The sequence below is a fragment of the Rhodocyclus tenuis genome (assembly GCF_014197755.1).
Taxonomy (GTDB): domain Bacteria; phylum Pseudomonadota; class Gammaproteobacteria; order Burkholderiales; family Rhodocyclaceae; genus Rhodocyclus; species Rhodocyclus tenuis.
In genome coordinates, this window is sequence record NZ_JACIGE010000003.1 from 161,039 (window position 1) to 174,202 (window position 13,164).

Genomic DNA, 13,164 nt, shown 5'->3' on the forward strand with positions numbered 1-13,164 from the left:
CCGGTGCCCCCACCGGCGCCTTTTTCATGGGCCCGCCCGTGCCGCCCCCCTCCAGGCCTGCACTGCTAGGCGCCGTTCAGCGCCCAGTAGCTCGGCTCACTGTAGCTTTCCTTGAGCAGGTCGATGAACAGGCGCACGCGCAGCGGCAGATGCCGGCGTTGCGGAAAAACCGCGTAGATACCCATCGGCGGCGCCTGCCAGGCATCGAGCACCGAGCTCAGCCGGCCTTCCTGCAGATCCTGTCCGACCTCCCACAAGGACCGCCAGGCGAGCCCCTTGCCGGCGAGAGCCCACTCATGCAACACCGCGCCATCGTTGCATTCGAAGCGGCCGCCGACCTTGCGCGTTTCCAGCTCACCGCTCTCCGGGTCGCGGAACACCCAGCCGCGCTGCTGCCCGAGCGACAGGCAATTGTGCCGCGCCAGATCGGCCGGCGTGCGCGGCACACCGCACGCGACCAGATACGCCGGGCTGGCGACGACCATGCGCCGCATTTCGCCGAGCCGGACGCTGACCAGGCTGGAATCCTGCAATTCGCCGATACGCACGGCGCAGTCGATGTTCTCATTGACCAGATCGACGAGGCGGTCAGACAGATCGAGATTGACCGTGACTTCAGGGTTGGCCTGCATGAACGCGCCAACCAGCGGCGCGACATGGCGGCGGCCGAATCCGGCTGGCGCCGACACGCGCAACTGGCCGCTCGCCTTGACGCCACCGAGCGACACCGCCGCCTCGGCGTTGGCCAGATCGTTGAGCACGCGCTGGCAGTCTTCGAGGAAGGCCTGTCCCTCGAAGGTGAGCGTCAGCTTGCGCGTCGTCCGTACCATCAACTTGACGCCGAGGCGCGCTTCCAGTGCATCGAGGCGGCGGCCAACAATGGCCGGCGTCACCCCTTCGGCACGCGCCGCGGCGGAAAGACTGCCGCGCGTGGCCACGCTGACAAAGGCGCCGATCTGCTTGAAGGTATCCATAACTTAATACTTTAAGTAAAAGATCATTCGCCCGCAACGCGTCTTATATTTTGTTATGAGCAACAATAAACTGCATGACATTGAACTCTGCACGGGATTTCGCATCCTGATGCAATCCGACTGCCACTCGTATCCGCCAATGATCGCTACCGCCACCTTTACCACAGCCCGCCCGACCGCCCGCCTTCGCCGTCTCGTGCCGATCGCTGCGTACGCGCCTACCGGCAGCGCTCGGCCGGCGAAGGCCGGAGCACGCTGAGATGGATCTGGCGCTGATGCTCCTCGTCGCCGGCGGCGCCTTTCTCGCCGGCGGCATGAACGCGCTGGCCGGCGGCGGCACCTTCTTTTCCTTCCCCGCCCTGCTCGCCGCCGGCGTGCCGCCGGTGATGGCCAACGCCACCAATACCGTCGGCCTGTGCCCGGCCAGCCTTGTCAGCGCCTGGACCTACCGGCGCGAGGCAATGCGCCACGGCCGCTGGGCGATCCTGCTGATCGTCGTCTCGCTGATCGGCGGCATCGTTGGCGGGCTGCTGCTGCTGGCGACGTCGAACGCCGCCTTCTCGAAGCTGATTCCCTGGCTGCTGCTCGTCGCCACCGCGCTGTTTGCCTTCAGCGGGCAGATCTCGAAACGGCTCACCCGGATTCGGCAGCGCCTCGGCAGCACGCAGGCACAAACACCGGGCGGTGTCGGCGGCGCGATATTCCAGCTGGTGGTGGCGATCTACGGCGGTTTCTTCGGCGCCGGCATGGGCATCCTGACGCTCGCCGCCTTGTCCATACAAGGCTTCGAAGACATCCAGGAAATCAACGCACTGAAGAACCTGACTTCCGGCATCAACTATGCCGTCTCGTCGGCGACTTTCATCATCGCTGGCGCGATCAGCTGGCCGCACGCGCTGGTGATGCTCGTTACGGCGATGGCCGGCGGCTGGGCGGGTGCCTCGCTTGCCCGCCGCCTGCCGGCGCTGTGGCTGCGCCGGCTGGTCGTCGCCGTCGGCAGCGCGCTGACGCTCATCTATTTCATCAAGACGTACTTCTGAACGACAACAGACAAGGAGACCCCATGAGCCTCAATCTGCCGCAAGGCGTACAAATCACCGGTCCGCTCAAGCCCGGCTACGAAAGCGTACTGACGCATGACGCGCTAGCGCTCGTCGCCAAACTGCACCGCGCCTTCGAGTCGCGTCGCCAGGAACTACTGGCCGCGCGCGTCGCCCGTCAGGCACGCATCGACGCCGGCGAGATGCCGGACTACCTGCCGGAAACCGCGCACATCCGCGCCGGCGACTGGAAAATCGCGCCGCTGCCCAAGGCGCTGGAACGCCGTCGCACCGAAATCACCGGCCCGGTCGAGGCGAAGATGATCATCAACGCCTTCAACTCGGGCGCCGATTCGTACATGACCGACTTCGAGGACTCGAACGCGCCGAACTGGGACAACCAGATCCAGGGCCAGATCAACCTGTACCAGGCGATCCGCCGCCAGCTGTCGTTCCGCAACGAGGCCGGCAAGGAATACAAACTCAACGACACGATCGCCACCTTGCAGATCCGCCCGCGCGGCTGGCACCTCGACGAGAAGCACGTGCTCGTCGACGGTCAGCGCGTTTCCGGCGGCATTTTCGACTTCGGCCTCGTCTTCTTCCACAACGCGAAGGAACAAGTCGCGCGCGGCGCCGGCCCCTTCTTCTACCTGCCGAAGATGGAAAGCCACCTCGAAGCGCGCCTGTGGAACGACGTCTTCGTCGCCGCGCAGGAACACGTCGGGCTGCCGCGAGGCACGATCAAGGCGACCGTGCTGATCGAGACGATCCTCGCCACCTTCGAGATGGAAGAAATCCTCTATGAGCTGCGCGAGCACTCGGCCGGACTCAACGCCGGACGCTGGGACTACATCTTCTCGTGCATCAAGAAGTTCAAGAAGAACCCCGACTTCTGTCTCGCGCAACGCTCGGTGATCACCATGGAAGTGCCGTTCATGCGCAGCTACGCGCTGGCGCTGGTGAAGGCCTGCCACAAGCGCGGCGCGCCGGCGATGGGCGGCATGAGCGCGCTGATCCCGATCAAGAACGACCCGGTCGCCAACGAGAAGGCGCTCGCCGGAATCCGCCACGACAAGGCGCGCGACGCCAACGACGGCTTCGACGGCGGCTGGGTCGCGCACCCGGGTCTCGTCGCCATCGCCCACGAGGAGTTCGTCCGCGTTCTCGGCGAGCGCCCGAACCAGTGGGAGAAGCAGCGCGATGAAGAGTTCACCGCCGCCGACTTCCTCAACTTCCAGCCGACGCAACCGATCAGCGAAGCCGGCTTGCGCAACAACATCAACGTCGGCATCCACTACCTCGGCTCGTGGCTCGCCGGCAACGGCTGCGTGCCGATCCACAATCTGATGGAAGACGCCGCCACCGCCGAAATCTCGCGCTCGCAGGTGTGGCAGTGGGTCGTCTCGCCGAAGGGAATCCTCGACGACGGTAGAAAGGTGACCGTCGATATGGTGCGGCCGATGATCGCCGAGGAACTGGCGAAGGTGAAGGCCGCCGTCGCGGCGCAAGGTGAGGACACCGCCACCTACGATCAGGCGGCCGACATCTTCGACCGCATGTCGCTGACGCCGGAGTACCCCGAGTTCCTGACGCTGCCGCTGTACGAGGCAATGGCCTGATCGCTTCACGCAATACCTCTGGCGAGGCGCGTCAGCCGACGCGTCTCGCCCGTCCCCGAAAGTTTTCGCCAAGCATCCTCGGTTCTTGCCGCCCAGCTCAGCGCTCGCCAACTCCCGGCAAAAGGCGTAGAACACGGCGCATCACTTACAGGCCTCCCGCCTGCCGGAAACACCAATGATCGCCGCGCTTGCCCTCTTCCTCTGCTGCCAGTTGCTCGGCGAAACGCTCGCCGTGCTGCTGCAGCTACCCGTGCCGGGCCCGGTACTCGGCATGATTTTCCTGTTCGTCTGGCTGCTCGCACGCGGCGGACCGCAGGAGTCCGAGCGGCGCACCGCCGCCGGCCTGCTGCAGCACCTGCCGCTGCTCTTCGTGCCGGCCGGCACCGGCGTTCTGCTGCACCTGCACCGGTTGGCCGACGAAGCGCTGCCGATCGCCGTCGCGCTGATCGTCAGCACCCTGCTCGGACTCGCCGTCGCCGGGCTGACGCTGGCGTGGTTCAGCCGCCGGCGCAGCTCTGCGCACACGCAGCAATGAGCGGGGGCGCACGATGCCCCCAGTGATCGGCGGACACCCCGCCCACGATATCTGGGTATATCTGGAAACGCAGCCGCTGCTCTGGCTGACGCTGACGCTGGTCGCCTACGCTGCTGCCTTCGCGTTGCAGCGCCGCCTGCGCGGCCACCCGGCGGCCAATCCGGTGCTGATCGCCGTCGCCCTGTTGGCGACGGTGCTGCTCGCCACCGGCACGCCTTACGCGCGCTACTTCGAAGGCGCGCAGTTCGTACACTTCCTGCTCGGCCCGGCCACTGTTGCGCTCGCGGTGCCGCTTTACGGCCAGCGGCAGCGCATCGTCGAACGCGCTGGACCGATCGCCATCGCGCTGGTCGCCGGTTCGCTGGCCGCGGCGCTGTCGGCGTGCCTGATCGCCGCCGCGCTCGGCGCCAGTCCGGCAACGATCGCCTCGCTGGCACCGAAATCGGTAACGACGCCGATCGCCATGGGCATCGCCGAACGCATCGGCGGGCTCGCTTCGCTGACCGCCGTCGTCGTCATCCTCACCGGCATCCTCGGCGCCGTCGTCGGCAGCGGCCTGCTGCGCCGCCTCGGCGTGCGCGACGACGCTAGTGTCGGCTTCGCGCTCGGACTCGCCGCGCACGGCATCGGCTCGGCGCGCGCGCTGCAGATCAGCGAGGAAGCGGGCGCTTTCGCAGCACTGGCGATGGGTCTTGGCGGCGCCTTCGCGGCGTTGACGCTGCCTTGGCTGGTGCCGCCGCTGCTGCCACTGCTTGCCGGCCACTGAAGTAGCAGACGCGACCCCGATGGAAATCCTGATCGACATCATCCTGCGCGCCGGCCGCTCGGCGGTCGAATTGTCGCTGTTCGTGCTGCTGCCGATCATGGTCGTCATGCTCGCGCTGATGCGCCTGCTCGAAGCCAGGGGCGCGCTCGACTGGCTGGTGGCGCGACTGGCGCCGCTGCTCAGGCCACTTGGACTGACCGGGCTCGGCGTCTTCGCTGCGCTGCAGGTGAGCTTCGTCAGCTTTGCCGCGCCGGTGGCGACGCTGACGATGATGGAGAGCCGCGGCACCTCGTCGCGGCATCTGGCAGCAACGCTGGCGATGGTGATGTCCATGGCGCAGGCCAACGTCGTCTTCCCGCTGGTGGCGCTCGGCCTCGACCTCGGCCGTACGCTGCTGCTCTCGCTCATCGGCGGACTGGTCGCCGCAGCGGCCACCTATCATCTCTTCGGCCGCCAGCTCGACGCCAGCGAAGCCGTTCTCGACGAACACCTGCAGCACGCGCAGGCCGCAGACGCGAAGGGTGTTCTCGACGTGATCAACCGCGCCGGCGCCGAAGCCTTCAGGATCGCCGTCGGCGCCATCCCGATGCTGGTGCTGTCGCTGGTCGTCGTCACCGCGCTGCGCAGCGCCGGCGCCATCGATGCGCTGACGTCAGCGCTGGCGCCAGCACTCAGCTATGCCGGCGTCGACCCGGTGCTGGTGCTGCCGACGCTGACCAAGTTGCTCGCCGGCGGCACGGCGATGATGGGCGTGATGGACGAAATGCTGAAGAGCGGCGCGGCGACGCCGGCCTTGATGAACGCCAGCGCCGGTTTCCTCATCCACCCGCTCGATATCCCCGGCGTCGCCGTGCTCATCTCGGCCGGCCGGCGTACCGCCGCCGTCTGGAAGCCGGCGGCGCTTGGTGCGGCAGTCGGCATCGGCTGTCGCATGCTCGGGCAGGCGCTGCTCTAGAGCCTGCCGGACGCACTCACATCGTGTGCCAGCCGTGCGCTTCCGGCTGAAAGGGAATGGCAGCGATTACCCAGCGCGTACCAGCAAAGCCGGCCTCGTCAATGTGGACTTCCTCGCCGACACGACGGCCGAAAACTGCTGCCCCCACGGAACTGAAGATCGAGCAGCACAGCTCGTCGGGATCGCTGTCTTCGGGATAAACCAGCGTCAGCTCGCAAGTGCGGCTGCCGTCGACGGCATGCAGCGAGACTGTCGAGTTCATCGTCACCAGATCGGCCGGTACCGCCTGTGGCGGCAGCACGACCGCCTGACATACGCGACGCAACACCTCGCGCGCACGCGGCACGGCGTCGTCGCCGCGCCCGCAGGCGCGCTCGATCAGCGGCACCAGCCGCTGCCGATCCAGACTGTTGATGAAATGCGCCGCATCGGCGGCTTCGTTGAGGCTGCTGTGATTCATTTCCTTCTCCTGTTTTGCCTGATCACAAGACAGCCGGCGAGGAGTGCCAGCGTCCGCGAATGTGTCCACAAAGGTGCCCAAAGTGGGCGTCCTGCATGCACCGGCGCCAGCGCCGGCGTCCTTCGCCCGGCGCTGGCCGATCATTCGATCAGCGCAAACGCCGGGCAGCAGAAAGGCAGGCGGCAGCAAGCCGCACACCGGTCGGCCACAGCGCCAGCGGCGCAGCGGCCGCGCGGGAGCGCGGACAGGAGAGGGAGGAGGAGAAAAAAGCCGGCATCGCTTCGGGAAAATCAGGCGCCGGAATCGCTCCGGCGCCGACAGCTTACATGCGCTCGATCATCGCATCGCCGAAGGCCGAACACGACACCTCGGTGGCGCCATCCATCAGGCGCGCGAAATCGTAGGTAACGACCTTGTCGCCGATCGCCGCTTCCATCGACTTGATGATCAGATCGGCGGCTTCGCTCCAGCCAAGGTGGCGCAGCATCATTTCGGCGGAGAGGATCAGCGAACCCGGGTTCACCTTGTCGAGGCCGGCGTACTTCGGCGCCGTGCCATGCGTCGCTTCGAAACACGCGTACTGGTCGGAGATGTTGGCTCCCGGCGCGATGCCGATGCCGCCGACCTGCGCGGCGAGCGCGTCGGAAACGTAGTCGCCGTTCAGGTTGAGCGTTGCGATCACGTCGTACTCGCCCGGACGCAACAGTATCTGCTGCAGGAAGGCGTCGGCGATGGCGTCCTTGATGATGATGCCGTTGGGCAGCTTGAGCCACGGGCCGCCGTCGATCTCGACGCCGCCGAATTCGTTCTTGGCGAGCGCGTAGGCCCAGTCACGGAAGCCACCTTCGGTGTACTTCATGATGTTGCCCTTGTGCACGATCGTCACCGAGCGGCGCTTGTTGGCGATGGCGTACTTGATCGCGGCGCGCACCAGACGTTCGGTGCCTTCGCGCGACACCGGCTTGATGCCGATTCCCGAAGTTTCCGGGAAACGGATCTTGCGCACGCCCATCTCGTTCTGCAGGAAGTCGATCACCTTCCTGCAGGCGTCCGAGCCCGCCTGCCATTCGATACCGGCGTAGATGTCTTCGGTGTTCTCGCGGTAGATGACCATGTCGGTCTTCGACGGATCCTTCAGCGGCGACGGCACGCCCTTGAAGTAGCGTACCGGGCGCACACATTGGTAGAGGTCGAGTTCCTGGCGCAGCGCGACGTTGAGCGAGCGGATGCCGCCGCCGACCGGCGTCGTCATCGGCCCCTTGATCGACACCGAGTATTCCTTGAGCGCGGCGAAGGTCTCGGCCGGCAGCCATTGGTCGGCACCGTAGAGGCGCGTCGACTTCTCGCCGGCGTAAACCTCCATCCAGTGGATCTGGCGCTTGCCGGCGTAGGCCTTGCTCACCGCGGCATCGACGACCTTGATCATCACCGGCGTGATGTCCACGCCGATACCGTCGCCTTCGATGAACGGAATGATGGGGTTGTCCGGGGTGGGCTGCCCGGGAACGATTTTCTGCCCGCCCTGCGGGACCTTGATCTGGGAACTAACGCTCATTCCGACTCCATGCGAGGTTGATTGTGTCAGGTTGTCGATGTGTACCGCAGACTTGCCCGGCCGGCGAGCGCAGGAAAGCTGCAGCAAAAGATAGCGGGGAAAGCGCCCACGATCCTCTCCGACAGAAAAACGGGGCCAAAAGTTGCGGTGAATGCCGCTACGGGTAAGCACCGGCAGCGCAACGACGGAGCGAAGCGAAGGATGGCTTCGACGGCCCGGATTATGGCGCCAAAACGCGCGCTTCGCCAGCGCCGGGGCGCTTTTCGCCAGGCCACGACGGCCCGACAGCGACGCCGGACGGCGCTTGCCACGAGCGCCCCCGGCTTGCCCGGAGGCGATAAGCAGCGATGCTACAATCAGCGGCGACTTCCCTCAGCAAAGCCCGCCCGCATGGATATCGCCAAGCTCCACAACCCGCTTGCCCACTGCATGGCCGCGGTGATGATCGACGGCTTCAACCGTCACTACCGGCTGATCCGCGAGTATGCGCGCGAAGCCAAGGGGCTCTATGAGGCGGCCGACTGGAAAGGCGCGCAGCACGGCGTGCGCGAGCGCATCCGCTCCTACGACGACCGGGTGCACGAGACGCTCGGGCAATTGCGCGAAATCCTCGGCGGCGAAACGCTCGATGACGACGGCTGGCAGCAACTGAAGTTCTACTACATCGGCCACCTGATCAACCACAAGCAGCCGGAACTTGCCGAAACCTTCTTCAACTCGGTATGCGGCAAGCTGCTCGATCGCAGCTATTACAACAACGACTACATCTTCGCCCGGCCGGCGGCGTCGACCGAGTACATCGACTCCGATCCGCCGACCTACTCCAGCTACTACCCGATGCAGCATGGCCTGCGCAACGCCATCCGCCGCATCATCCTCGACTTCGACTGGACGCTGCCCTTCGAGAACCTTGAGCGCGACATCAGCTACCTGATGCGCGCGCTGAAGCGCCATTTCGGCGATTGGCCAAAGGCCGAGGCCAACGCACAGATCCAGGTGCTCTATTCGGCCTTCTACCGCAACAAGGCGGCCTACATCATCGGCACCGCGGTCAACGGCCACCAGGAATATCCGTTCGCCGTGCCGGTCCTGCACACCGAGCGCGGCGAACTGATCATCGACACCATCCTGCTCGACGCCTGGCGCATCGGCCTGCTCTTCTCGCTGTCGCGCGCCTATTTCATGGTCGACATGGAGGTGCCGTCGGCCTACGTCAAGTTCCTGCGCAACATCATGCCGACCAAGCCGCGTTCCGAGATCTACACCATGCTCGGCCTCGGCAAGCAGGGCAAGATCCTGTTCTTCCGCGACCTGATGCAGCACCTGCGCCACTCGGAAGACCAGTTCATCATTGCCCACGGCATTCGCGGGCTGGTCATGCTGGTGTTCACGCTGCAGTCCTACCCCTACGTCTTCAAGGTAATCAAGGACGTCTTCGGCAGCAGCAAGGACACCGACCGCGCGACGGTGCAGGCCAAGTACCTGCTGGTGAAGCAGGTGGACCGCGTCGGCCGCATGGCCGATACGCTCGAGTTCTCGCACGTGGCGCTGCCGAAGAAGCGCTTCTCGGCCGAACTGCTCGAAGAGTTGCGCACGCTGGCGCCGTCGATGATCGACGAGGAAGGCGACGACATCATCATCAAGCACGTCTACATCGAGCGGCGCATGGTGCCGCTCAACATCTACCTTGATCGCGCCATACCCGAGCAGATCGACGACGTCGTCCTCGAATACGGCAACTCGATCCGCGAACTGGCCAGCGCCAACATCTTCCCCGGCGACATGCTGTGGAAGAACTTCGGCGTCACCCGCTACGGTCGCGTCGTCTTCTACGACTACGACGAAATCGAGTACATGACCGACTGCAACTTCCGCGACATTCCCGAGGCGCCGTATCCGGAAATGGAGATGTCCGGTGAGCCCTGGTACTCGGTGGCGAAGAACGATGTCTTCCCTGAGGAATTCGCCGCCTTCCTGCTCGGCGATCCGCGCGTACGCACGGCCTTTCTCAAGCGGCACCGCGATCTGCTCAGCCCGGCCTTCTGGAAGGAAAAGCAGCGACGCATCCGCGAGGGGCACGTCGAGGACTTCTTTCCCTACCCGGAATCGATCCGTTTCTGCCGCGTTTTCGCGGCGCGGCGAACCGCCAATACCCGGCGCAACGGCCGTCCGGCTTGAAGCAGCACCCGGCCGCGAGCGCCGGCGCTGCGATGCAGCGACCGGCACGCCGCCGACAAGCCGCAGCGCCGCGACAGCGAGTCACCGACGAAAAAAATCCCGCCGCAGCGGGATTTTTTTCAAGCCTGTCAGGAACAGCCCGGGATTATTTGAGCTTGGTTTCCTTGTAGGTCACGTGCTTGCGCGCCTTCGGATCGTACTTCTTGATCTCCAGCTTTTCGGGCTTGGTGCGCTTGTTCTTGGTCGTCGTGTAGAAATGACCGGTGCCGGCGGTCGATTCGAGCTTGATCTTTTCACGCATGGTCGAGGCTCCTCAGTGGCGTTCAGATTTCGCCGCGAGCGCGCAGATCTGCGAGCGTCTCGTCGATGCCGTTCTTGTCGATCGTGCGCAGCGCAGCTGCCGACACGCGCAGACGCACCCAGCGATTCTCGCTTTCGACCCAGAAACGGCGATATTGCAGATTCGGGAGGAAGCGGCGCTTCGTTCTGTTGTTGGCATGGGACACATTGTTCCCAACCATCGGGCCCTTGCCCGTTACCTGGCAAACACGCGCCATGATTGTCGCTCCAATTGATGCGGGATAAGAAAGCCGGCGATTCTATCGTAAAGCCCCCGGAAGACTCAAGCCCTTTTTGGGAAAAGTGCCTGAGCGGAGAGAACTTGCGACGTCCGGCGCGGCGGCGTCGGCGGACATCGCTCAGAGCAGGCCGCGTTCGGCGAAGGATAGCGGCAAAGCCGTTCCGGCGACGATGAAATGATCAAGCACGCGCACATCAATGAGCGCCAGCGCCTGCTTCAGCTCGTGCGTCAGCGCCTCGTCGGCGCGCGAGGGCTCGGCGACGCCGGACGGATGGTTGTGCGCGAGGATCACCGCCGCAGCGTTATGCGCCAGCGCGATCTTGACGACCTCGCGCGGGTACACCGAGGTCTGCGTCAGCGTGCCGCGGAACAGCTCTTCGGCGCTGATGAGGCGATTCTGCGCATCGACCCACAGCGCGAAGAACACCTCGTGCTGCAAGCCGGCAAGACGCAGGCGCAGATAGTCGCGCACAGCGCCCGGCGAAGAAAAGACGGTGGCTGCGCGCAACTCGGCATTGAGCGAGCGCTTGGCCATTTCGAGCACGGCCTGCAATTGCACGTACTTGGCCGGCCCCATGCCGGAGACCTTGGCGAGTTCGTCCTGCGTCGCCGCAAAGAGCCGCGCCAGACTGCCGAAACGTTCGATCAGTTCGCGCGCCAGATCGACGGCGCTCTTGCCGCGAACGCCGACGCGCAGGAAGATGGCGAGCAGTTCGGCGTCCGACAAGGCCGCCGCCCCCTGCGCCAGGAGCCGCTCACGCGGACGTTCGCCGACCGGCCAGTCACTGATCGCCACGACGGATTCCCCAGTAGAATTATCGCCTTCGCCATTCTATTCACGCCCCAGGAAAAACGCATATGGAATTAAGCGGCAAGCGCATCGTGCTCGGTGTCACCGGCGGCATTGCTGCCTACAAGGCGGCAGAACTCGTCCGCCTGCTCATCCGCCAGGGCGCTTCGGTGCAGGTGGCGATGACCGAGGCGGCGACGCGTTTCGTCAGCTCGGTGACCTTCCAGGCGCTGTCCGGGCGGCCGGTTTACACCGACCAATGGGATGCGCGCGTCGCCAACAACATGGCGCACATCGATCTCTCGCGCGAGGCCGACGCCATCCTGATCGCGCCGGCGTCGGCCGACTTTCTCGCCAAGGTCGCCCACGGCATGGCCGGCGACCTGCTGACCACCCTGTCGCTGGCGCGCAACTGCGCCATGCTGGTGGCGCCGGCGATGAACCGGCAGATGTGGGACAACCCGGCGACGCAGCGCAACATCGCCCTGCTCAAGCACGACGGTATCAGCATTCTCGGCCCCGGCTCCGGCGATCAGGCCTGCGGCGAAAACGGCCTCGGGCGAATGATCGAACCAGACGAAATCGTCACCGAACTGATCGATCACTTCCAGCCCAAACCGCTCGCCGGCAGGCGCGTCCTGCTCACCGCCGGACCGACTTTCGAAGCCATTGACCCGGTCCGCGGCATCACCAATCTGTCGTCGGGACGCATGGGTTACGCCCTGGCGCGTGCCTGCCGCGAAGCCGGCGCCGAAGTCACGCTCGTTTCCGGGCCGGTACATCTGCAACGGCCGCATCGCGTCGTGCGCATCGAGACCAGCAGCGCGCTGGAGATGCGCGAGGAGGTGATGCGCCATGCCGCGCACTGTGACGTTTTCATCGGCGTCGCTGCGGTTGCCGACTACCGGCCGGAAACGATGTCGATGCAGAAGATCAAGAAAAAGGGCTCGCCACCGGCGATCAAGCTGGTCGAAAACCCGGACATCCTCGCCGAAGTGGCAGCGCTGGCGAAACCGCCGTTTTGTGTCGGCTTCGCCGCCGAGAGCGAGCAACTGGGCGAGAACGCCGAAGCCAAACGTCAACGCAAGGGGATCCCGCTGATCGTCGGCAATCTGGTGCAGGAGTCTCTGGGCAGCGATCAGGCGACGCTGACACTGTTCGACGATGAGGGCCGGCACCCGCTACCGGTAGCGCCGAAAATCGAACTGGCGCGGCAGATCGTCGCGCGCATTGCCAATTTGCTGGAGCCCCGCTGATGCAAGCCATCGACATCCGCCTGCTCGACCCGCGTCTGCAGGAATCGCCACCGCATTACGCGACTGCCGGCGCCGCCGGCCTTGACCTGCGCGCCTGCATTCCGGCGCCGCTAGAGATCAATCCCGGAGAAACGCATCTGGTGCCGACCGGCATCGCGCTGCACATTGCCGACCCCGGCTACGCCGCACTGATCCTGCCGCGTTCGGGACTCGGCCACAAACACGGCATCGTCCTCGGCAATCTGGTCGGGCTGATCGATTCGGACTACCAGGGCGAGATCATGGTGTCGACTTGGAACCGCGGCAGTGCGAGCTTTACGCTCAATCCGCTCGAGCGGCTGGCGCAGCTGGTCATCGTTCCGGTCGTGCAGGCGCAATTCCGGGTGGTCGACGAGTTTGCCGCCAGCGAGCGCGGCGCCGGTGGTTTCGGCAGCACCGGACGGCGCTGAAAGC

At 65.3% G+C, this 13,164-nt stretch carries 14 protein-coding genes; 8 read left to right on the forward strand and 6 right to left on the reverse strand.

Features of this window, described 5'->3' with window-relative positions; translation table 11 throughout:
• Positions 1-65: 65 nt before the first annotated feature.
• Positions 66-974 carry a LysR family transcriptional regulator gene (locus tag GGD90_RS05825; protein WP_153115312.1) on the reverse strand — a complete coding sequence of 303 codons (909 nt, stop codon included), beginning with the start codon at positions 972-974 and terminating at the stop codon, positions 66-68.
• Positions 975-1,234: 260 nt separating this feature from the next.
• Between GGD90_RS05825 and GGD90_RS05830 the strand changes: the two genes are divergently transcribed.
• From GGD90_RS05830 to GGD90_RS05850, 5 genes are all read left to right on the forward strand, one after another.
• Positions 1,235-2,014: a sulfite exporter TauE/SafE family protein gene (locus tag GGD90_RS05830; protein WP_153115313.1), complete on the forward strand. Its 780-nt coding sequence runs from the start codon at positions 1,235-1,237 to the stop codon at positions 2,012-2,014.
• Positions 2,015-2,037: 23 nt separating this feature from the next.
• Positions 2,038-3,636 carry a malate synthase A gene (gene aceB / locus GGD90_RS05835; RefSeq protein ID WP_153115314.1) on the forward strand — a complete coding sequence of 533 codons (1,599 nt, stop codon included), beginning with the start codon at positions 2,038-2,040 and terminating at the stop codon, positions 3,634-3,636.
• A 175-nt stretch (positions 3,637-3,811) separates the two neighbouring features.
• A complete protein-coding gene (locus GGD90_RS05840; protein WP_153115315.1) occupies positions 3,812-4,171 on the forward strand; it encodes a CidA/LrgA family protein in 360 nt (119 codons plus the stop codon).
• 13 nt (positions 4,172-4,184) lie between these two features.
• Positions 4,185-4,937: an LrgB family protein gene (locus tag GGD90_RS05845; RefSeq protein ID WP_153115316.1), complete on the forward strand. Its 753-nt coding sequence runs from the start codon at positions 4,185-4,187 to the stop codon at positions 4,935-4,937.
• A gap of 19 nt (positions 4,938-4,956) precedes the next feature.
• The gene (locus GGD90_RS05850) at positions 4,957-5,892 is read left to right on the forward strand and encodes a nucleoside recognition domain-containing protein (RefSeq protein WP_153115317.1); all 936 of its coding nucleotides are present in this window, start codon (positions 4,957-4,959) and stop codon (positions 5,890-5,892) included.
• A gap of 16 nt (positions 5,893-5,908) precedes the next feature.
• On the opposite strand, the gene GGD90_RS05855 is transcribed toward GGD90_RS05850, so the two are convergent.
• The gene (locus tag GGD90_RS05855; protein ID WP_184414973.1) at positions 5,909-6,352 is read right to left on the reverse strand and encodes a GreA/GreB family elongation factor; all 444 of its coding nucleotides are present in this window, start codon (positions 6,350-6,352) and stop codon (positions 5,909-5,911) included.
• A gap of 322 nt (positions 6,353-6,674) precedes the next feature.
• A complete protein-coding gene (gene icd, locus GGD90_RS05860; RefSeq protein ID WP_153115319.1) occupies positions 6,675-7,907 on the reverse strand; it encodes an NADP-dependent isocitrate dehydrogenase in 1,233 nt (410 codons plus the stop codon).
• Positions 7,908-8,297: 390 nt separating this feature from the next.
• Here icd and aceK point away from each other — a divergent pair, with 390 nt between their 5' ends.
• Positions 8,298-10,085, forward strand: a complete 1,788-nt coding sequence (gene aceK / locus GGD90_RS05865) for a bifunctional isocitrate dehydrogenase kinase/phosphatase (RefSeq protein ID WP_153115320.1) — start codon at positions 8,298-8,300, stop codon at positions 10,083-10,085.
• Between the two features lie 145 nt (positions 10,086-10,230).
• Here the strand turns inward: aceK and rpmG are convergent, their stop codons facing one another.
• From rpmG to radC, 3 genes are all read right to left on the reverse strand, one after another.
• Positions 10,231-10,386: a 50S ribosomal protein L33 gene (gene rpmG, locus GGD90_RS05870; RefSeq protein WP_153115321.1), complete on the reverse strand. Its 156-nt coding sequence runs from the start codon at positions 10,384-10,386 to the stop codon at positions 10,231-10,233.
• Between the two features lie 22 nt (positions 10,387-10,408).
• Positions 10,409-10,642, reverse strand: coding sequence for a 50S ribosomal protein L28 (gene rpmB / locus GGD90_RS05875; RefSeq protein ID WP_153115322.1), 234 nt, complete (start codon positions 10,640-10,642; stop codon positions 10,409-10,411).
• A gap of 141 nt (positions 10,643-10,783) precedes the next feature.
• Complete coding sequence (gene radC / locus GGD90_RS05880) at positions 10,784-11,461, reverse strand: RadC family protein (protein WP_153115323.1); 678 nt, start codon at positions 11,459-11,461, stop codon at positions 10,784-10,786.
• A gap of 62 nt (positions 11,462-11,523) precedes the next feature.
• On the opposite strand from radC, the gene coaBC reads away from it, so the two are divergent.
• Together coaBC and dut are read left to right on the forward strand one after the other, a co-directional pair.
• Positions 11,524-12,711 (forward strand): bifunctional phosphopantothenoylcysteine decarboxylase/phosphopantothenate--cysteine ligase CoaBC, encoded by a 1,188-nt coding sequence (coaBC, locus tag GGD90_RS05885; protein WP_153115324.1) that lies wholly within the window; start codon positions 11,524-11,526, stop codon positions 12,709-12,711.
• Complete coding sequence (dut, locus tag GGD90_RS05890; RefSeq protein ID WP_153115325.1) at positions 12,711-13,160, forward strand: dUTP diphosphatase; 450 nt, start codon at positions 12,711-12,713, stop codon at positions 13,158-13,160. Before coaBC ends, dut begins: the two co-directional genes overlap by 1 nt.
• The last annotated feature ends 4 nt before the right edge of the window (positions 13,161-13,164 follow it).